This is a genomic window from Mycobacterium pinniadriaticum, assembly GCF_026242045.1.
GTDB lineage: Bacteria > Actinomycetota > Actinomycetes > Mycobacteriales > Mycobacteriaceae > Mycobacterium > Mycobacterium pinniadriaticum.
In genome coordinates this window covers 44,207-63,955 of the sequence record NZ_JAPJDO010000025.1, presented here as the reverse complement: position 1 = coordinate 63,955, position 19,749 = coordinate 44,207, and the positions used below count along the sequence as shown (strand labels likewise).

General features: G+C 68.0%; 20 protein-coding genes and 1 tRNA gene. 10 read left to right on the top strand and 11 right to left on the bottom strand.

What is annotated here, in order from left to right; translation table 11 throughout:
* Position 1 precedes the first annotated feature (1 nt).
* The 4 genes from cds1 to ORI27_RS23040 all read left to right on the top strand — a co-directional run bounded on the left by cds1 (position 2) and on the right by ORI27_RS23040 (position 3,800).
* Positions 2-1,120 carry an L-cysteine desulfhydrase Cds1 gene (cds1, locus tag ORI27_RS23055; protein WP_265999346.1) on the top strand — a complete coding sequence of 373 codons (1,119 nt, stop codon included), beginning with the start codon at positions 2-4 and terminating at the stop codon, positions 1,118-1,120.
* 241 nt (positions 1,121-1,361) lie between these two features.
* Positions 1,362-1,435: transfer RNA gene (locus ORI27_RS23050), tRNA-Pro, on the top strand.
* A gap of 91 nt (positions 1,436-1,526) precedes the next feature.
* Positions 1,527-2,822 (top strand): hemolysin family protein, encoded by a 1,296-nt coding sequence (locus tag ORI27_RS23045; RefSeq protein WP_265999347.1) that lies wholly within the window; start codon positions 1,527-1,529, stop codon positions 2,820-2,822.
* A gap of 81 nt (positions 2,823-2,903) precedes the next feature.
* A complete protein-coding gene (locus ORI27_RS23040) occupies positions 2,904-3,800 on the top strand; it encodes a universal stress protein (RefSeq protein WP_407666398.1) in 897 nt (298 codons plus the stop codon).
* Between the two features lie 83 nt (positions 3,801-3,883).
* On the opposite strand, the gene ORI27_RS23035 is transcribed toward ORI27_RS23040, so the two are convergent.
* From ORI27_RS23035 to ORI27_RS23005, 7 genes are all read right to left on the bottom strand, one after another.
* Positions 3,884-4,870 (bottom strand): FAD binding domain-containing protein, encoded by a 987-nt coding sequence (locus ORI27_RS23035; RefSeq protein WP_265999348.1) that lies wholly within the window; start codon positions 4,868-4,870, stop codon positions 3,884-3,886.
* Positions 4,867-5,403, bottom strand: coding sequence for a (2Fe-2S)-binding protein (locus tag ORI27_RS23030; protein ID WP_265999349.1), 537 nt, complete (start codon positions 5,401-5,403; stop codon positions 4,867-4,869). The genes ORI27_RS23035 and ORI27_RS23030 overlap by 4 nt, the downstream gene beginning before the upstream one ends.
* Positions 5,400-7,547: a xanthine dehydrogenase family protein molybdopterin-binding subunit gene (locus ORI27_RS23025; protein WP_265999350.1), complete on the bottom strand. Its 2,148-nt coding sequence runs from the start codon at positions 7,545-7,547 to the stop codon at positions 5,400-5,402. Before ORI27_RS23025 ends, ORI27_RS23030 begins: the two co-directional genes overlap by 4 nt.
* Before the next feature lie 125 nt (positions 7,548-7,672).
* Entirely contained in the window at positions 7,673-7,885 is a 213-nt protein-coding gene (locus tag ORI27_RS23020; protein WP_265999351.1) for a three-helix bundle dimerization domain-containing protein, read from the bottom strand.
* A gap of 98 nt (positions 7,886-7,983) precedes the next feature.
* Positions 7,984-8,574, bottom strand: coding sequence for a hypothetical protein (locus ORI27_RS23015; RefSeq protein WP_265999352.1), 591 nt, complete (start codon positions 8,572-8,574; stop codon positions 7,984-7,986).
* A 102-nt stretch (positions 8,575-8,676) separates the two neighbouring features.
* On the bottom strand, positions 8,677-10,185 hold the full coding sequence (locus ORI27_RS23010; protein ID WP_265999354.1) for a multicopper oxidase family protein: 1,509 nt from the start codon (positions 10,183-10,185) through the stop codon (positions 8,677-8,679).
* Positions 10,186-10,192: 7 nt separating this feature from the next.
* Positions 10,193-11,863 carry an FAD-binding dehydrogenase gene (locus ORI27_RS23005; RefSeq protein WP_265999355.1) on the bottom strand — a complete coding sequence of 557 codons (1,671 nt, stop codon included), beginning with the start codon at positions 11,861-11,863 and terminating at the stop codon, positions 10,193-10,195.
* A gap of 91 nt (positions 11,864-11,954) precedes the next feature.
* Between ORI27_RS23005 and ORI27_RS23000 the strand changes: the two genes are divergently transcribed.
* The gene (locus ORI27_RS23000) at positions 11,955-12,320 is read left to right on the top strand and encodes a hypothetical protein (protein ID WP_265999356.1); all 366 of its coding nucleotides are present in this window, start codon (positions 11,955-11,957) and stop codon (positions 12,318-12,320) included.
* A gap of 130 nt (positions 12,321-12,450) precedes the next feature.
* On the opposite strand, the gene ORI27_RS22995 is transcribed toward ORI27_RS23000, so the two are convergent.
* From ORI27_RS22995 to ORI27_RS33200, 3 genes are all read right to left on the bottom strand, one after another.
* Complete coding sequence (locus ORI27_RS22995; RefSeq protein ID WP_265999357.1) at positions 12,451-12,615, bottom strand: hypothetical protein; 165 nt, start codon at positions 12,613-12,615, stop codon at positions 12,451-12,453.
* Between the two features lie 191 nt (positions 12,616-12,806).
* On the bottom strand, positions 12,807-13,271 hold the full coding sequence (locus ORI27_RS22990; protein ID WP_265999358.1) for a GatB/YqeY domain-containing protein: 465 nt from the start codon (positions 13,269-13,271) through the stop codon (positions 12,807-12,809).
* A gap of 10 nt (positions 13,272-13,281) precedes the next feature.
* Positions 13,282-13,536 carry a hypothetical protein gene (locus ORI27_RS33200; RefSeq protein WP_407666399.1) on the bottom strand — a complete coding sequence of 85 codons (255 nt, stop codon included), beginning with the start codon at positions 13,534-13,536 and terminating at the stop codon, positions 13,282-13,284.
* A 35-nt stretch (positions 13,537-13,571) separates the two neighbouring features.
* On the opposite strand from ORI27_RS33200, the gene ORI27_RS22985 reads away from it, so the two are divergent.
* The 5 genes from ORI27_RS22985 to ORI27_RS22965 are packed head-to-tail and all read left to right on the top strand — an operon-like array spanning position 13,572 to position 18,647.
* Positions 13,572-14,558, top strand: a complete 987-nt coding sequence (locus ORI27_RS22985; protein ID WP_407666400.1) for a DUF7847 domain-containing protein — start codon at positions 13,572-13,574, stop codon at positions 14,556-14,558.
* Between the two features lie 12 nt (positions 14,559-14,570).
* Positions 14,571-15,224: a DUF4129 domain-containing protein gene (locus ORI27_RS22980; RefSeq protein WP_265999360.1), complete on the top strand. Its 654-nt coding sequence runs from the start codon at positions 14,571-14,573 to the stop codon at positions 15,222-15,224.
* Positions 15,221-16,345 (top strand): DUF4350 domain-containing protein, encoded by a 1,125-nt coding sequence (locus tag ORI27_RS22975; RefSeq protein WP_407666401.1) that lies wholly within the window; start codon positions 15,221-15,223, stop codon positions 16,343-16,345. Before ORI27_RS22980 ends, ORI27_RS22975 begins: the two co-directional genes overlap by 4 nt.
* Positions 16,342-17,325 (top strand): AAA family ATPase, encoded by a 984-nt coding sequence (locus ORI27_RS22970; RefSeq protein ID WP_265999361.1) that lies wholly within the window; start codon positions 16,342-16,344, stop codon positions 17,323-17,325. Before ORI27_RS22975 ends, ORI27_RS22970 begins: the two co-directional genes overlap by 4 nt.
* Positions 17,325-18,647 (top strand): DUF58 domain-containing protein, encoded by a 1,323-nt coding sequence (locus tag ORI27_RS22965; protein ID WP_265999362.1) that lies wholly within the window; start codon positions 17,325-17,327, stop codon positions 18,645-18,647. The genes ORI27_RS22970 and ORI27_RS22965 overlap by 1 nt, the downstream gene beginning before the upstream one ends.
* A 78-nt stretch (positions 18,648-18,725) precedes the next feature.
* Here ORI27_RS22965 and ORI27_RS22960 read toward each other — a convergent pair whose 3' ends face one another.
* The gene (locus ORI27_RS22960; protein ID WP_265999363.1) at positions 18,726-19,718 is read right to left on the bottom strand and encodes a stage II sporulation protein M; all 993 of its coding nucleotides are present in this window, start codon (positions 19,716-19,718) and stop codon (positions 18,726-18,728) included.
* Positions 19,719-19,749: the final 31 nt, after the last annotated feature.

Below are 19,749 nucleotides of genomic sequence, written 5' to 3'. Positions count from 1 at the left end.
CATGACCACCGCCGCGCACACCCGGCCACGGGGTTGGGTGGACAACGCCATCCGGCTGATCGAGGCCGACAGCCGGCGCAGTGCCGACACCCATCTGCTGCGCTACCCGCTGCCGTCGTCGTGGTCCGCAAGCGCGGACATTGCGCTGTACCTCAAGGACGAATCGACACATATCACGGGCAGCCTCAAACACCGGTTGGCGCGCTCGCTGTTCCTCTACGGCTTATGCAACGGCTGGATCGAGGAGCACACCACCGTCGTCGAGGCGTCCTCGGGGTCGACGGCGGTGTCGGAGGCGTATTTCGCGGCGCTGCTGGGTCTGCCGTTCGTCGCGGTGATGACCGCCTCCACGAGCGCTTCGAAAGTCAAGCTGATCGAGGCGCAGGGCGGGCGTTGCCATTTCGTCGAACGGCCCGCCGACGTCTACCCCGAGGCTCAGCGGATCGCCGAGGAGACCGGCGGTCATTACCTGGATCAGTTCACCAACGCCGAGCGGGCCACCGACTGGCGGGGCAACAACAACATCGCCGAGTCGATCTTCGGGCAGATGAGCCAGGAGCACCATCCGATTCCGGCGTGGGTCGTGGTGGGGGCGGGCACCGGCGGCACCAGCGCCACGATCGGTCGCTACCTCCGCTACCGGCGCCACGAGACGAAACTGTGTGTGGTCGATCCGGAGAATTCGGCCTTCTTTCCGTCCTACGCCCAACGCCGACGCGACGTCGTCACCGGATCCCCGTCTCGGATCGAGGGCATCGGCCGACCGCGGGTGGAGCCGTCATTTTTACCGGAGATCGTCGACCGGATGGTCAGCGTCCCGGATGCCGCGTCGATCGCGGCGGCGCATCACGTATCGCGGATTTTGGGCCGCCGGGTCGGCCCCTCAACCGGTACCAATGTCTGGGGCGCGTTCGGCCTGCTGGCCGAGATGGTCGCCGCCGGGGTGGGCGGATCGGTGGTCACCCTCATCGCCGACAGCGGCGACCGCTACGCCGACACCTACTACAACGCCGAGTGGCTGGCGGCTCACAACCTCGACCCGAGCGTGTACGCAGGAGACTTGGCCGAGTTCGAACGGTCCTGCGGCTGGGTCTGGTCCGGCTCCTCGGCGGCGTCGTAGTCGCCGGTCACGACCAGCCACAACGCTGCGAGCAGGAAGAATCCCCCGTACACCACGGCCCCCAAAGCGGTCATCATCCGCTCCACCTTTCGCTGCTCGGCATGTCTTTCCAGCCGACAGTTTCCATAACGCCACCGACAAGCCGAATCCATCCCGCGACACGCCGAGAACTTGGACACCGGGGCCGATAAGCCGTTTGGCTTCGCACGGGTCAGGTGCGATACGCTGTCGTGGCTTCACGCGGGGTGTGGCGCAGCTTGGTAGCGCGCTTCGTTCGGGACGAAGAGGTCGTGGGTTCGAATCCCGCCACCCCGACTCCACTTGTTACAGGGACTCTGACCTTTACGGGTCAGGGTCCCTGTCCGGTATGGCGGCCCCCGTGCCGGCACCGGTGTAGAAGTGCACCATGGGTGGTTACTGGTTCGACGTCGGCTTGATCGCCGTCCTGATGGTGGTCAACGGAGTCTTCGCCGGCAGTGAGATCGCGCTGATCTCACTGCGTGAAGGACAGTTGAAGGCGCTGGAACGGCGTGGTACGCGGCGTTCGCGGACGGTGGTCGAACTCGCCCGCGACCCCAACCGCTTCCTCGGCACCATCCAGCTCGGGATCACCCTGGCCGGCTACCTGGCTTCGGCGACCGCTGCGGTGACGCTGGCCCTTCCGGTGGTAGCCGCACTGAAAGGCATTTTCGGCGACGCCGCCGATGCCGTCGGTATCGCGATCGTCACCCTCGCGTTGACCGCAGTGAATCTGGTCGTCGGCGAGCTGGCCCCCAAGCGGCTGGGCATGCAGTATGCGCAGGGGTGGGCACTGGCGATCGCGATGCCGCTGAACGTTCTGGCGATTGCCTCACGACCGGTGACGAAGTTGCTGGGTGCGGCTACCGACGTCCTCGTTCGGCTCGTCGGCGGCAATCCGCAGACCGGTAAGGCGCAGCTGTCCCCCGAGGAACTGCGCGAGCTCGTGGCCGGGCATCCAGGACTGAGCGCTGAGCAGCGCACCATCATCACCGGTGCCCTCGAGATTCGCGAACGTACCCTGCGCGAGGTGTTGGTTCCCCGCCGTGCTGTGGTGACCTTGCCCGACGACATGGACGTGGTAGAGGCACGCAAGGTCTTGGCCCGATCAGGCCATTCCCACGCCCCGGTGGTACGGGACCACGAGCTGGACTCCGCGGTGGGGGTCGTCCATCTCCGCCACCTTCTCGGCGAGCATGCCGCTGTCAGCGACGTGGCCCGCCCGGCCCTCGCGCTTCCGGACAACCTGCACGTCGCGGACGCACTGCGGCGGTTCAAATCCGAACGCCAACAGTTCGCTCTGGTCATCGACGAGCACGGCGGCGTCGCAGGGATCGTCACACTCGAGGACCTACTCGAGGAGATCGTCGGCGAGATCTACGATGAGACTGACCGCGATGTCCTCGCTGTACGGCGCCTGCCGGACGGGACGATCGTCGTTCCCGGGGCCTTCCCCATCCACGACTTGCCCGACATCGGCATCGAATTGGCCGAACCTCACGGAGATTTCACGACAATCGCCGGATTGGTGCTGTCGCGGTTGGGCCGGATTCCGACGACGCCCGGTGACTGTGTCGAACTGCCCGACTGGACGGTGAAAGTGGCCAAGGTCGCCGAACACGCCATCGCCGAAGTGTGGCTCCTACCGGTAGGCCCACGCAGCCACGATCCCGGGACTGGATGACCACTCGAGAGGCGTCATGCCTGCCAGATAGGGACCAATGGCACCCCCCAGCGGTAGCGTAACCCGACTAACGTCCGTCACATGATGAGCGAAGGCGGGGTTGTGTCAGTGAAAGTGGTGGTGGGGTACGACGGCTCGCCCGAGGCCGGCGCCGCCATCGCGGTCTGCGCCCTGCTTCTCCCGTCGGCCCACGGCGTCATCACCCATGTGTGGATTCCGCCGTTCACCGACGGCCAGATCCATCGACGGCTGCGGGCACGGGCACGAACCCTCGATGAACTGACCGAGCTGATCGAGCAGGAAGGCGAACGCGAAGCAGAGCGCGTCGCGGCCATGGGGGTAGCGCTGGCGCGCGCCGCCGGATGGGACGCCGAATCCCTGGTGAAGAAAACCTTCGGCGCAGAGGGCGTGACCATCACGAAGGTTGCCCAACAGATCGGTGCCGATGTCGTGCTCGTCGGCTCACGAGGGATGGGAGGTGCCCGGGCGGTGTTGGGCAGCGTCTCGGACCTCGTGGTGCACTATTGCGACCGTCCCGTGGTCGTCATCCCCCATCCGATGCTCGGAAGTGAATACGATGCGTTGGGCGATGGGCCGGTGGTCGTCGGGTGGGACGGTTCATCCGGCGCCGACGCCGCATTCACCGCGACGGTTCGGTTGTTTCCCCACCGAGACATCGTGTTGGCGTGCGTCAACGATGGATCCGAGATCCCGGCGGACGGCCCGTCAGGTAGTGACCTCCGAAATGTGCGGCGGCTCAACATTCAACCCAGTCTTGCCTTTCGAAACCGCGGTATCACCGATTCCTTGATCGCGGCCGCGAACGACTGCGACGCGGCCGCGATCGTGGTGGGTTCACGGGGACGGTCTGCGGCGCGAGAGATCCTGCTCGGCAGCGTCGCGATGGGGGTCCTGCACCACAGCCATCGACCCGTGATCGTCGTCCCCGGTGAGTGGGAAGTCCCGGTTCGCGCATGACCGAAACCGTTGCACCTCAACGTGGTCCGCGATATCTCCCCGCCCGCTGATCCCCGCAGGCCGACGGTTGTTGCGGCGGAGCGCTACGGCGCCTCGGCCGCCGAGGTCAGCGCCCGGACCACGCTGTGCACGCCGAGATCGACCTTGAAACCGTTGTGCGGCAGCGGCTGCGCGCCCGCCAGCGCCGCGGCGGCGGCCGCTTCGAATACCGGGCGGCTCGGCGGGTTCCCCCGCAACAGGTGCTCGGCCGCGGGCACCCGCCACGGCGTCGCGGCAACCGCACCCAGCGCGATCGCCGCGTCAACGACCACACCGTCGCGAATCTCGACCACGGTGGCCACCGAGACCAGGGCGAACGCATAGCTGTGCCGGTCACGAACCTTGAGATACCAGCCGGCGCGGGATGCGCTGCGCGCCGGCAGTTCGATGCCGGTGATGAGCTCGCCGGGACGCACCGCGTTATCGATGTCGGGCCGCTGCCCGGGCAGCCGGAAGAAATCGTCGATGCCGACGGTCCGGACACCGCCATCGCCCCGGATATGGATGGTTGCGTCCAGACTCGTCAGGGCCACCGCCATATCGGAGGGGTGTACCGCCACGCAGGACGGGCTGGCGCCGAAGACCGCGTGCTCCCGGTGGTGTGCGGCCAGCGCCGCGCATCCGCTCCCCGGGCGGCGTTTGTTACACACGCCGAGCGCGGGGTCCATGAAATAGCGGCAGCGCGTCCGTTGCATCAGATTGCCCGCAGCCGTGGCCCTGTTCCGTATCTGAGTGGTGGCTCCGCTCAGAATGGCGTGCGAGAGCACCGGGTACTTGCCGCGGATCAGCGGGTGATTGGCGACGGCGGTGTTGGTGGCCAGGGCACCGATCATGACTCCGCCGGTGGGTGTCGGTTCGATGTCGGACAAGTCGAGCCGGTTGATGTCGACCACCGCGCTCGGCCGCTCGACATCGCACTTCATCAGATCGACGAGGTTGGTGCCCCCGGCGAGAAACCGCGCGCCCGGCTGCGCCGCGTAATTGAGCGCCTCCTCGACCGAGGACGCCCGGTGGAACTCGAAGGTCTTCACGGTTGGTGTTCCTCGGCGACGGCGGCGATCGCCGCCACGATGTTGGCGTAGGCGCCGCACCGGCAGATGTTGCCGGCCATCCGTTCCCGGATCTCGTCCTCGGTGAGGGGTACCGGCCCGTCAGCAGGAGCACCGCGATGGTCGTCGAACGACGCCGCCGACAGGTCCCCTCGGGCGTGTTCAGCCAACATGGCACGCGCCGAACAGATCTGACCCGGTGTGCAGAAGCCGCATTGCAGACCGTCGTGGTCGAGGAACGCCCGTTGCAGGGGGTGCAGTCCGGAGTCGGGCGCTATCCCCTCGATCGTGACGATCTCGGCACCGTCGATCGAGGCCGCCAGCACCAGACAGCTCAGGACGCGTTCCCCGTCGACCGTTACCGTGCAGGCCCCGCAGAGCCCGTGGTCGCAACCCTTCTTGGTTCCGGTCAGGTGCAGCCGGTCCCGCAGCAGATCCAGCACGGTGGTTCGGACGTCGATCTCCAGCGTGTAGGGCACGGCGTTGATCCGAAGGCTCACGGCGGTCTCGGTCATCGGCGGGGTCCGACGGGCAGCATGAGGTCTTCGACGGTGATCGGCAGCGTGCGCAATCGCTTGCCGGTGGCGTGGTAGATCGCGTTCGCGACGGCGGCGGGTACACCGGCGATACCGATCTCGCCGATACCGCGCAGGGTCGGCCCAGGGACATCGTCGACGGGCTTCTCGATGAGATCGATATCGAAGTCCGGTCGGTCGGCGTGCGTGGGAAGGTAGTACTCCCCGCCGCGCTGCATCTGTTCGAGCAGGGCCATTCCGACACCGAAGGTGATGCCGCCCATCAGCTGGCTGCGCGCGAGTTTCGGGTTCAGCACCGGCCCGCAGGCGAAGGCGGCCGTCCATCGGGTGACGGCGGCCCGGCCGATCTGCTCGTCGACCTCGACCTCGCAGAAATGCGCCCCGAATGACCGGATGCTGGCGCGCTCGTCGATCGCCGGCGATGTCGTCACCGAAAAGGTCAGTGCCGCAAGCTGTCCAGGAGACAGAGCGGCCAACGACTCGGCCGTGAGTGTGGCGCTTGGCGCCACCTCGGTCAGCCGCCGCCGCCACTGGGTCGCCGCCTCGATGACCGCGGCGCCGACGGTGGCGGTGGTCTGGGACGCACCGCTGCGCGGGGTCTCGGGGTAGGACGAGTCGCCGGAGTCGAACACCACCGCCGACAGCGGCAACCCGAGGATGTCGGCGGCGAGTTGGGTCATGACGGTACGTACCCCGGTGCCGATCTCGTGGGTGGCCGAAGCGAACCGCACGCATCCGTCGGCACCGGTGCTGACCCGGCACCCCGCGGACGCGCGGCGGGCCGGAAAGGTCGCGGTGGCCATTCCCCAGCCCACCTGGACGTGGTTTCGCCGCAGGCTGCGGGCGTCGGGCGGCCGGTGCGCCCAGCCGAAGCGATCCGCCGCCGACAGGTAGCAGTCCAACAGATGCTTGTCCGACCAGGGTCTGCCGTTGGTCTGGTCGATGTCGATGTGATTGCGGATCCGCAGTTCCAGCGGGTCTATCCCCAGCTCGCCGGCCAATTCGTCCATGGCGACCTCCAGGGCGAACAGGCCGCTCGATTCTCCGGGTGCGCGCATGAACGACGGTGTGGCCACGTTCTTGCGGTCAACGCGGTGCGAGACCGCCAGCCGCGGCGAGTGATACAGCAGCCTGCTCGACAGCCCGGCCGGTTCGCAGAAGTCCCCGACCACCGAGGTTTCGGTGACCGTGTGGTGAGTGGTGCTGCAGATGAGCCCTTCGGCGTCGGCCAGCAGGGTGACCTCCTGCTCGGTACGGGGGCGGTAACCGGTGGAGTCGAACATCTGCTTGCGGGTGAGCACGAGCTTGACCGGCCGCTGCACCTCGCGAGCCGCGAGCGCGCACAGCAATACGTGTGCCCACAGAAAGACCTTTGACCCGAAGGCGCCGCCCACCAGAGGTGAGATCACCCGAACAGACGATTCGGGCAGACCCAGGCAATGCGCCAGCAGCCGCCTCTCGCCGCTGATCCAGCGGGTGCTGTCGTGCACGGTGAGCCGATCGCCGTCCCACTGGGCGATTGTCGCGCACAACTCCATCGGGTACGGAGCGGTCGCTGCCGTGCGGTATCGCCCCGAGACCTGTACCGGGACAAGGGGTTCAGGAATGCCACCGCCGCGCTGGTCCTGGAGCTTCTCGTCGACGATCTCCACCCAGTGGTCCGGCCGGTAGCTGTCGGAGCGAACAGCTGTATCGCCATCGGCTGGCGCCTGCTGGTATTCCAGGGCGAACTCCGATGCGGCGTAGGTGGCGTTCTCGAACGAGTCGGCGATCACGACGGCGACGTGCTGTCCGACATGGTGCACGCTCATATCCGAGAGGGGAGGTCGACGCTCGACCGGCCAGGTCTTGGTGAAGTCGGTGGGTGGCGGCTTCAGCGGCGGACAGTTCATCGGGGTCAATACGTGCAGCACACCGGGTGCGGCTCGGGCACGCGCCGAGGATTCGGCCATCGACTCGGCGATGATCTCCGCACGGGCAATACCGGCACCGACGAGCACCGCGTATACCGAGCCGGGCACCTCGGTATCGGCCGTGTAGCGGGCCGCACCGGTCACCTTGGCTTCGCCGTCGACCCGGTTCACCGGTGCCCCGACGCGGGGCGCCGCAGGCCCGAGTGCCATGGGGCATCACCTCCGCGCTACGAGCCATCACCCTAGGACCGCCACCGGCCTTCGGCCACCCAACCGCGCGGATCGCCACGGACGCGTGACCAAGTGGGTTTCGTTGGCCAGGCTGCCAGTCGGCACTAGTCGTAGGACACGTTGAGTTCAGTCAACGCGGTGTGGGCCCGACGCTCGACGAAGAGCGGAACGTATTCGCGGATCCGGGCGCCGTTGAACCTGGCATGCAGTTCGCCCACCACCTCGGCGATGGTCGACGCCGACAGGGTCGGATAGCTCAGCGCCAGCCGTTCGATGACTTCCCCGAGCTGCGCCTGTTCGTCCAGCGCCTTGGCCATTACCCAATTTCGCACCACGTTCACCGGCCGTCAACCGGCAAAGCCAGGAAACGACGTTCACCCCCGGGGTTTGCCCCCGAGGGTGAACTATCCCCGCGTCAGAACGATGGCGGCGGCGGCAACGGCGGCGGCCCCGGCAACGGCGGTGGGCCGGGCAGTGGCGGTGAGCCCGGCAGGAACGGAATCCACGGCGGCGGCGGCAACGCCGGAGGCGGTGGCAACGCCGGCGGGCCGATGGCGGGCGGCGGTGGCAGCGGGCCCACCGCCGGCGGCGGCGGCAACGCGGGTGCGCTCAGTGCGGGCACCGCGGCCGCGGCCGGTACCGCCGCGGAGGTCAGGCCCGCGAACGGGTTGAAACCGTTCTGGAATGCCGCGAACACCAGCGCCGATGCCCCAGCCCCAGCCGCCGCGGGCACAACGCCGGCGGCACTATTGGCGATCGGCACCGCGACGGCGGTCGCGATGTTGGCCTGGGTCTGCTCGGTCGCCGAATCGCGCGCCTGGTCCACCGACCGGCCGATGGTGTTGTTGTAGGTGGTCGTCAAGCTGTCGAGATACGTCTGCAGATCCGACCCCTGATCGGCCGGCTGTGCGGGGGCAGCTGATGCCGTGCCCACCGCCGCAAACAACGCCGCCAACGACAATGACGTGGCGGCTACCGCACCCAGCGATGCGTTTCGAAGGCTCATCTCGGCCCCCTTCCTGATGGGGCCATAGTACGGGGCCGAACCACAAATGGACACTTATGGTCTTCTAAGGTTCGACGATTGCACCCAGCAACTCGGGAAGGCTCAGTTCAGGTAGTCGAACGTCGTCATCATCCCGGCTTCCAGGTGGTAGGTGTTGTGACAGTGCAGCGCCCAATATCCGGGGTTGTCGGCCAGGATCGCGATCCGCACCGACTGGTTGGGGAGCACGATCACGGTGTCCTTACGCGCGCCCATCTCGCCATTGGCGTTCAGCACCGCGAAGGTATGCCCGTGCAGATGCATCGGATGCCACATGGCCGTCTTGTTGGCGAACGTCATCATGACCTGCTGACCCTGGTTGATCGCGAACGGCTTGCTGTTCGGGTACGACCCGTTGACTCCCCATTGATAGGTCTTCATGTTGCCGCTGAGCTCCGCGGTCAGATCGACGTCGGCCTGCGTGAACGCCAGCCGCGCCTCCGGTGCGGCGGTGAACATATCGACGGTGCCGATCAGCCCGTCCAGCTCGGGCGGTTTGAATCCCGCGTCGGGCGCGGATCCCGCTCCGGTGGTCAGCAGGGCGCGCGCCAGCGCGTTCTTCCCCTCGGCCAGCGCGACGAGGGGGAACACGCCGTCGCCGACGGTGACGATGGCGTCATAGCGCTCCGCCATCCCCAGGAGGAGGGCATCCACCTCGACGGGTACCACCGGGTATCCGTCGGTGTGGGTCACCGTCATCCGATGTCCGGCGAGCGCGATCCGAAAGGCGGTATCCGCGCCGGCGTTGATGATGCGCAACCGAATCCGCTGGCCGGGCTTGGCGGTGAATGCTGTCGGGGCTTCCGGGATCCTGCCGTTGATCAGATAGTAGGGATAGCTGACGTCACCGGGGTCGCCGCCGAGTAGCTTACTGTCGCTTAGACCCGCGTCGACATCGGCCGCCTCGCCCTTGCGCAGATCGGCGAAGATCTGCCAGGGCGACTTCCCGACGCCGTCGGTCCAATCGTCAAGTACCACAATCCACTCGGCGTCGTAGTCGGCGCGCTCGTTGGGATCGTCGATGATCAGCGGCAGATACAGCCCGGTATCGGCGTTGACGCCGGTGTGCGGATGGGCCCAGTACGTCCCCGGATCGGGAACCGAGAACTTGTAGGTGAACTCGCCGCCCGGCGGGATGTTGGGGGTTGCCGGCTCGACCCCGTCCATGTTGTTGCGCAGCGTGATGCCGTGCCAGTGGACCGATTGCGGCATGTCCAGTTTGTTGGTCACGGCGGCCACGATCTCGTCGCCGACGTTCGCGCGGATCAGCGGACCGGGGACGGCGTCGTGATAGCCCATTGTGTTGGCCACACGCCCACCCAGATCGACGGTGACCGGGCGCGGGGTCAGCGCGACGGTGACGGTCTTGCCACTGTGCGGGCGCGCCGCCTCGGCCGCGTCGATTGCCGCGGTGAGGCTCCCGGGGACTGTGGTCGGCTGGGCCTGCAGCGGCGGAGCGGGGGTGTCGCCCTGTCCACACGCCGCCAGAGCGGCGCCCGCACCGGCGGCCATGGTTGACGCCAAGAATGCTCGTCGGTTCCATAACCAATGCGGAGAACCGGATTCGCTCATACCTACCTCACATTGCCGCCGCGGCCGCCCGCCCGGCGGCCCGACCGGAGAACAGGCAACCGCCGAGGAAGGTCCCCTCCAAAGCGTTGTAGCCGTGTACGCCACCGCCGCCAAAACCGGCGACCTCACCGGCGGCGTACAGACCGTCGATCGGGTTTCCGTCGAGACCCACCGCCCGTGACGATAGATCGGTCTGGATACCGCCGAGGGTCTTTCGGGTCAAGATGTGCAGCTTCACCCCGATCAGCGGGCCCGCGGCCGGGTCGAGGATCCGGTGCGGTGTTGCGGTGCGGCCGATGCGGTCACCGATGTATCGGCGCGAGTTGCGAATCCCTTGCACCTGGGCATCTTTGGAGTAGGGGTTGGCCATCTGCAGGTCCCGGGCCTCGACCTGCGCGCGGATAAGCCCGGGGTCGAGCAGGGGTTCATCGGTCAGCGCGTTCATTTTCGCCACCAGATCGTCGAGGCCGTCGGCCACGACGAAGTCCGCACCATGGCGTTTGAAGGCCTCCACCGGCGCCGGTGCTCCCTTGCTGAGCAACCGCTCTTTGAGGAAGCCGGCGCGGTCCTTGCCGGTGATATCCGGGTTCTGCTCGGACCCCGATAGCGCGAACTCCCGCTCGATGATCTTCTGGGTGAGGATGAACCAGCTGTGGTCGTAGCCGGCGATCTCCGCGGTGGTGCGCAGATAGCGCAGCGTGCCCAGCGTGTCGTAGCCCGGCAGGTACGGCTGCGGTAGCCGCCGACCCAGGGCGTCCAACCACATCGACGACGGCCCGGGCAGGATGCGGATGGCGTGTGCCGGCCAGATCGGATCCCAGTTCTGCACCCCCTCGGTGTAGTGCCACATCCGGTCCCGGTTGACCAGGCGCACCCCGGAGTCGGCGGCGATGTCGAGCATCCTGCCGTCGACGTAGGCGGGCACGCCGGTGATCATCGACTTGGGTGGGGTGCCCATCCGCTGCGGCCAGTACCGGCGCACGATCTCGTGGTTCCCGCCGATGCCCCCGGTCGTGAGGATGACCGCCTGGGCGTGAAGTTCGAACTCACCCAACGGATCCCGATTCGATGGTGCGCCGCGGGGGGCATCGTCGGGAGCCAGCACGGTACCCCGCACACCACTGGCGGTTCCGTCTGCCAGGACAAGTTCGTCGACCCGGTGCCGATGTCGGAAGGTCACCAACCCGCGTTGTGCAGCGTCCAGCGCCGAGGCGACGAAGGGCTCCACCACGCCGGTGCCGGTGCCCCAGGCGACATGGAAGCGTGGCACCGAATTGCCGTGTCCATCCGCGCGCAGGTCGCCGCGTTCAGCCCAGCCGACGGTGGGCAGGAATTTGATGCCGTGCCCGAGCAGCCATGAGCGCTTCTCCCCCGCCGCGAACTCGACGTAGGCGCGAGCCCACCGCACCGCCCAGCGGTCTTCGTCGTCGACCCGGTCGAACTGGGCGCTGCCCGACCAATCGCTCCACGCCAACTCGAAGCTGTCCCTGACGCCGAGTCGCCGCTGTTCAGGGCTGTCGACCAGGAACAGTCCGCCGAACGACCAGAACGCCTGCCCACCGAGGTTCGCCGCGTTCTCCTGATCGATCAGCACCACCTTCTTGCCACGGCTGGTCAATTCATGGGTGGCGACGAGACCGGCCAGGCCGGCGCCAACCACGATGACATCTGCATCCATAGCTCAGAGCCCTTCGGTGTCGAGACAGCCCACGCTACAACTCGGGGCATCCACCGTCCGCGCAGCTGATCAGAGCACTATCGTCGCGACCATGACGGAGATCCGTTTCGACAGCTGGTATCGGCCGCTGGCTACACCGCTGGGCCTCGGCCCGAGCCGTTGCGACGTCACCGTCGCCGACGGCACCCTGCATGTGTCGATGGGCTGGGGTTTCTCGGCCGACATTCCATTGGCGTCCATCACCGAAGCCAAACCTGCCCGCGGACCCTTCCTGGGCTGGGGCGTACACGGCTGGCGCGGACGCTGGCTGGTCAACGGTTCCTCCAAGGGCGTCGTCGAGTTGACCATCGACCCGCCCGTCCAGGCCAAGATCATCGGTGTCCCGACGACGCTGCGCACCCTGCTGGTCAGCGTCACCGACCCTGAAGCCCTCATTGCCGCATGCACCCTGAAGTGACGCACGGGGTTTAGCGTCACACCCGCTCGGCAAAGGTCGATAGGTGACGCGATCAAACGCTGTGAATCATGTTGTGGCGCATAGCCCGCTTACCGGCCGCTGCGAAACCCGCTGATCCGGACTCGCCGAGTCAGTCGGGCGGCTCGTCGCCGGGCAGGTCCGCGACGTCAGGAGCGAGGTCGCGGATGTCCTCGCCGCGCTCGGGACCCGACCCGAGCCGGTCGGCTCTGCGCAACTCTTTGTGGGCGTCGGTGTAGTCGGCGTGGTCGTCTTCGTCGGAAGTCGGATCGGTCATGGCCGTCGGGGTTACCCGCGAGGGGCCGGTTTCAACCCGACGGTGGGCGATATCACGTGCCGGATCCGGCGACGGCGGCGTCGAGCCGAAACCCATCCGCAGCCGAAACGGTGCCAATACACAACATCTTTGGCGCCACTCGGCTCGCGCGTGCCGGATACCCGCACCTCACCCGGGGAAACGGCGCACGACTACAGGCGGGCCTTGACCGCCGCGGACAGCCGCGAACCGTCGGCCTTGCCCGCGGCGATCGCGGTGGCGGCCTTCATCACCAGACCCATGTTCTTCATCGATGGGCGTTCCCCGAGCTCTTCGGCGACCTGGGCGATCGCGGTGTCGGCCACGTCGGCCACCTCGGCTTCGGTCAGCGGGGTCGGGAGGTACTCGTCGATGATCCGGGCCTCGGCATGCTCCTCGGCGGCCAGCTCACCGCGACCGTTCTGGGTGTAGATCTCGGCGGACTCGCTGCGCTTCTTGGACTCCCTGGCCAGCACCTTGAGCACGTCGTCGTCGGAGAGGTCACGCGACTGCTTGCCCGAGACCTCCTCGGTCTGGATCGCCGCGAGCAGCAGCCGCAGCGTCGCGGTACGCAACTTGTCCTGGGTCTTCATCGCTTCGGTGAGGTCCGATCTGAGCCGGTCCTTGAGCTCCGCCATGGTGCAAACGCTACGCGACCGAGATGAGCGGGACGTTGAGAAATGCCCCGCCGGTCGACAGGATGGGCTCATGAGCAACGACGTCGGGAGCACCGCCCGGTGACGGCACCACCTGCCGGACCGCCTGGATGGCCTGGTCAGCCATCGTTCCCGCCGCCCGGGTACCCACCGTATGGGCCAGGGGCCGGATATCCGCCACCCGGATACCCGGCGCCCGGCTACCCGCCACCGCCATACGGCCCACCGGGATACCCCCCTCCGCCATACGGCCCACCGGGGTACCCGCCCCCGGGTTACGGCATGCCGGTACCCATGGCGGCCAAGCCCGGTGTCATCCCACTGCGGCCGCTCTCGCTCAGCGACATCTTCAACGGTGCGGTCGGGTACATCCGGGCCAATCCGAAGGCGACCCTGGGCCTGACCACCGTTGTCGTGGTGGTCACCCAACTTCTGGCGCTGATCCTGCAGCTGGGACCGCTGATTTCCATGGGCGCCAAGGTCGGCGCCCCGACCGGGGAAGAGCTGTCCACCCCGGTGCTCGTGGGGTCCGCGCTGTCCAGCCTCACCACGGCGCTGACCACCTTCCTGGCGGGTATTCTGCTGTCCGGCATGCTCACAGTGGTGGTCGGGAGGGCGGTGTTCGGCGCCAAGATCACCGTCGGCGAGGCCTGGCAGCGGGTGAAGAGCCGGCTGCTGGCACTGCTCGGTTTCAGCGCACTGGAGATACTCGCCGCGATGGTGCTGGTCGGGGTGGTGGCGGGCGTCATCGCCGGAATTGCGGCGGCCGCCAACGGCGCCGCTGCGGTGATCATCGGTATCCCGCTGGTACTTGCGTTGATCGCCGCCCTGACCTACCTGTACACCGCGCTGTCGTTCGGACCGGTGGCGGTCGTGTTGGAGCGAAAGCCCGTGATGGCGTCGATCCGCCGCTCATTCGGACTGGTGCGCAACCACTTCTGGCGAGTCATCGGAATACGGCTGCTGGCCGGACTCGTCGCGGCGGTGATCGCCGGCGCGGTCTCGGTTCCGTTCAGCATCGCCGGACAGGTGCTGCTGCTCGGGGAGACGTCCTCGGGCGGCGTCATCCTGGCGACCACACTGACCGCCGTCGGCGGTGCGATCGCCCAGATCATCACCGCACCATTCACCGCCGGGGTGGTGGTGCTGCTCTACACCGACATCCGGATCCGTGCCGAGGCATTCGATCTGGTGTTGCAGACCGGGGCCGCCGCCGGGCCCGGCGACACGATGGCGGCCGACAATCTGTGGCTGACCCCGTCGAGGTGACGCCATAACACCATGCCCACCATCGACATCGACCGTGAAACCGCGCATGAAGCGGCCCAGCATGAGCTGGCCAAAGCGATCTATCCCAAGCCGTCATTGACCGACCGGCTCGGTGAATGGCTGCAGGAGTTGATCTATCGGGTGATCCTCGAGGGTTCCTCGATCCCGGGTGGTTGGTTGACCATCACGGTGCTGGCCCTCGTCGTACTGGTGGCGTTCATCGTCGCGGTCCGGGTCGCCAGGCGCACGATGCGGACCGACCGCGGCGCGGGTGCCGGACTGTTCGGCGCCCATGAACTCAGCGCGGCCGAGCACCGGGCAACCGCGGAGACGTATGCCACCCAAGGTAACTGGGCGGCCGCGATCCGGCACCGGCTTCGAGCGGTGGGCCGCCAACTCGAACAAGGAGGGCTGCTCAACCCCGTCCCGGGCCGCACCGCCAACGAGCTCGCCCGTGACGCCGGCGAGCTGATGCCCGCATTCGACGGTGAACTACGGCGCGCGGCAGCGGTATTCAACGACGTCACCTACGGTGAGCAACCCGGTACCGAACCCGACTACCGGATGGTCGCCGAACTCGACGATGCGCTGCGTCGTCACGGCGCCCCGAGCACCGCCGACGTGGCCGCTCCCGCCACCCCTGACACCTGGGCACCGCTGCGGTGAGCACCACTATCGGCCAACGCTGGCGCACCGGACGTTGGATTGCCCTGGCGCTGATCACGATCGCGGCGATCGCCGCGGTCAGCGCCTTCCTCACCGCGCCCCGCCCGGGCGGCCGGATGGATCCCGACTCCACCCGCCCCGCCGGTGCACACGCCGTGGTCACCCTGCTTCGCGAGCGCGGTGTCGATGTCGTCGTCGCCGACGACGTAGCCGATGTGGAGCGGGCCGCCCGCCCGGACACGCTGCTGCTGGCGGCAGAGACCTACTACACCCGTGATACGGATCTGCTGAGACGCCTGGCAGCCGTCCCCGGCGACCGCCTGCTGGTGGAACCCACTTCACGCGTGCGGGAGGCGCTTTCTCCCGATATCCGCCTCGGCGGCGCCAGCATGCTCACCATGGAGCCCGATTGCGATCTGCCGGAGGCGAATCGGTCCGGGACAGCGCAACTGGACACCGCCGATACCTATGAGAAGGCCGGCGACATCGATCTGACCCGGTGCTACGGCGGGGCCCTGGTCCGCTACCAGGCTGGGGGCCGCACCATCACCGTCGTCGGCAGCGCGGACTTCATGACCAACGGCGGACTACTCAAACAAGGCAACGCCGCGCTGGCGCTGAACCTGGCCGGCAACCGTCCGCGACTCATCTGGTACGCACCGCAACGCCCCGAGGGTGAAAGCGTCTCGGAGGGCTCTTCGCTGACCGACCTGATGCCCGATGCGGTGGGCTGGATGGTCTGGCAGCTGTGTCTGGTCGTCGTACTGCTCGCCGTGTGGCAGGGCCGCCGGCTGGGCCCGCTGGTCGCCGAGAAGCTACCGGTGGTCGTACGGGCTTCGGAAACGGTCGAAGGACGTGCCCGGCTGTACCGATCCCGGCGCGCCCGCGGGCAAGCGGCCCAAGCACTGCGCGCCGCGACATTGCAGCGACTGGCACCGCGACTGGGGCTGGGCCCCAACGCTTCTCCCGCCGCGGTCGTGGACGCGATCGCTGCGCGCTACCCGGGAGACCCGAACACCGTGCGGCATGTGTTGTTCGGCCCACCACCCTCCACCGATTCCGATCTCCTCCATCTGGCCCACGCACTCGACGACATCGAAAGGCAGGTCACGACGTCGTGACGCATTTTGCCCCACCACCCTCGCCCACCGCCGAGAGCGATGCGGCCCGGGCCGCACTACTGGCCTTGCGCGGTGAGATCGCCAAGGCCGTCGTCGGACAGGACGCCGTGATCAGCGGACTGGTGATCGCCCTGCTGTGCCGCGGCCACGTCCTGCTGGAAGGTGTTCCGGGTGTTGCCAAGACGCTGTTGGTGCGGGCGATGGCCGCGGCACTGCAGCTGGACTTCAAGCGGGTGCAGTTCACACCGGACCTGATGCCAGGCGATGTCACCGGGTCGCTGGTCTACGACGCCAGGACGGCAGCCTTCGTCTTCCGCGAAGGCCCGGTGTTCACCAACCTCATGCTGGCCGACGAAATCAACCGCACCCCACCGAAAACCCAGGCGGCCCTGCTCGAGGCGATGGAGGAACGCCAGGTCAGCGTGGACGGCGAGCCCCGACTGCTACCCGACCCGTTCATCGTCGCCGCCACCCAGAACCCGATCGAGTACGAAGGCACCTATCAGCTGCCCGAGGCGCAGCTGGACCGGTTCCTGCTGAAGCTGAACGTCCCGCTGCCCCCGCGCGACCAGGAGATCGCGATCCTGTCCCGGCACGCCGGCGGCTTCGACCCCCGCGATCTGAGCACCATCCACCCGGTTGCGGGCGCAGCCGAACTCGCCGCAGGCCGCCGGGCGGTGAAACAGGTGCTGATCGCCGATGAGGTGCTCGGCTACATCGTCGATATCGTCGGCGCGACAAGGAATTCGCCATCGCTTCAGCTCGGGGTGTCGCCACGCGGCGCCACCGCACTGCTGGGCACGGCGCGGTCGTGGGCGTGGCTGTCGGGCCGCGGCTACGTCACTCCGGACGACGTCAAGGCCATGGCCCGGCCGACGCTCCGCCACCGGATAGCGCTACGCCCGGAAGCCGAACTCGAGGGTGCCACCCCCGATGGGGTGCTCGACGGCATCCTGGCCTCGGTGCCGGTGCCACGCTAGTGGTCCTCACCGGGCGCGCCGGGCTGATCGCCCTGTTGGGCGTACTGCCGATCGCGCTGTCACCATGGCCGGCAACCACATTCGTGGCCGTGCTGCTGGTGTTGCTGGCCGCGATCGGCGTCGATGTGGCGTTCGCCGGACATCCGGGTGCGCTGCGGTTGACCCGGGCCGGCGATGCATCTGCCCGGTTGGGTCAACCCGTCAACGCCGCCCTGCAGGTACACAACGCCGGATCCCGCCGGTTCCGTGGCGCCTTGCGCGATGCCTGGCCACCCAGCGCATGTGCCGAGCCCCGCGCACATTCGATCGCTGTTCGTGAGACTGAAACACTCACCGTCACAACGGTGCTGCGGCCGGTACGTCGCGGCGACCTGCACTCCGACGGCGTCACCGTCCGCTCGATCGGACCCCTGGGCATCGCCGGCCGCCAGCGGTCCTACCCCGTCACCGGTCAGGTGCGCATCCTGCCACCGTTCCTGTCTCGTAAGCACCTGCCGTCCCGGCTGGCCCGGCTGCGCGAGATCGACGGCCTACTGCCCGTGCTGATCCGCGGCCAAGGCACCGAATTCGACTCGCTGCGCGAATACGTCGTGGGCGACGATGTCCGCTCGATCGACTGGCGGGCCACTGCCCGCCGCGCCGACGTGGTGGTGCGCACCTGGCGACCCGAACGTGACCGGCGGGTGGTGATCGTGCTCGACACCGGCCGGACATCGGCGGGGCGCGTCGGTGTGGATCCCACCGCCAGGGACCCGGGCGGCTGGCCCCGACTGGACTGGTCGATGGACGCCGCGCTGCTGTTGGCCGCGCTGGCCGCGCGCGCCGGCGACCACGTCGACTTCCTCGCCCACGACCGGATCACCCGGGCGGCGGTGTTCGGCGCCTCCCGAACCGAGCTGCTCGCCCAACTGGTGGAGGCCATGGCACCGCTGGAGCCGGCTCTGATCGAGTCGGATGCCACCGCCATGGTCGCCTCCGTGCAGCGCCGGGTGCGCCGCCGGGCGCTGGTGGTGCTGCTGACCGACCTCAACGCCTCGGCGCTCGACGAGGGCCTGCTGCCGGTGTTGCCGCAGCTGTCGGCCCGGCACCAGGTGATCGTCGCGGCGGTGTCTGATCCACGCGTCGATGATCTCGCGGCCGGCCGCTCGGACGCCGCCCAGGTCTACGACGCGGCGGCGGCCGAACGGGCCCGCAATGACCGGCGCACCATCGCCAGCCGGTTGCGGCACAGCGGCGTGGAGGTGGTCGACGCGCCGCCGGAGGACCTGGCGCCGGCCCTGGCCGACCGCTACCTGGCGATGAAGGCCGCCGGCCGCCTCTAACCTCTCTCCCGCGACCAGACGCAAACGTTCCCGACACGCCGAGATTTCGCGCCCGTTTATGTCTGCTCGCCAGGAGAGTTAGCCCGTGGGAACGACGTCGGGGGCGTCCTCGACGTCCCCGGTCTCACCGGCTCGGCCGGCCTTGCGGCCGAAGTAGACGACATAGAACAGGAAGGCTGCCTCGGCGGCCACACCGATGCCGATACGCAGGAAGGTCGGCAGCGGCGACGGCGTCACCAACGCCTCGATCAACCCCGACACCAGCAACACGCCGGTGAGCCCGACCGCCGCCGCGACCACCGCGCGGCCCTGCTCGGCCAGGGCTTGGCTGCGGGGCCGATCACCCGGCGAGATCACTGTCCAACCCAGCCGCATGCCGACCGCGCCGGCAAGGAACACCGCCGTCAGCTCCAACAGCCCGTGCGGGATGAGCAGCCCGAACAGCACGTCGGCCTTGCCGGCGTCCATCATCAACCCACCCATGACGCCGAGGTTGGCGGCGTTCTGGAACAGCACCCACGGGATCGGGATGCCCAGCAGGATCGCGAAGGCGATGCACTGCGCGGCGACCCAGGAGTTGTTCACCCACACCCGCAACGCGAACGAACCGGCCGGGTTCTCGCTGTAATACGAGGCGAAGTCGTGGTTGACCAGGTGTTCGATCTCCGCCGGCGTGCTCAGCGCCGACTGCACCTCGTGGTTTCCGCTCACCCAGATCCCGATGGCCACCGCGACAGCGAAGAACACGATCGCCGTGGCCAGCCACCACCGCCACGCCCGGTAGGCCACCACCGGGAACGACACCGTCCAGAACCGGCCGAACTCGTGCCACATCGGGGCGTGCGCCCCGGTCACGGCCGCGCGTGCCCGCGCCACCAGACTGGACAGCCGGCCGACCAGAACGGAATCCGACGATGCCGAGCGCACCATCGACAGATGGGTGGAGACCCGCTGGTAGAGCTCGACGAGCTCATCCACCTCGGCACCGGACAGCCGACGACGCCGTTTGACCAGCTCGTCGAGCCGCTTCCAGCTGTCCTGGTGAGCGAGCACGAATGCGTCGACGTCCACCCGGCCGACTTTAGCCGGGCGACGATGCCGG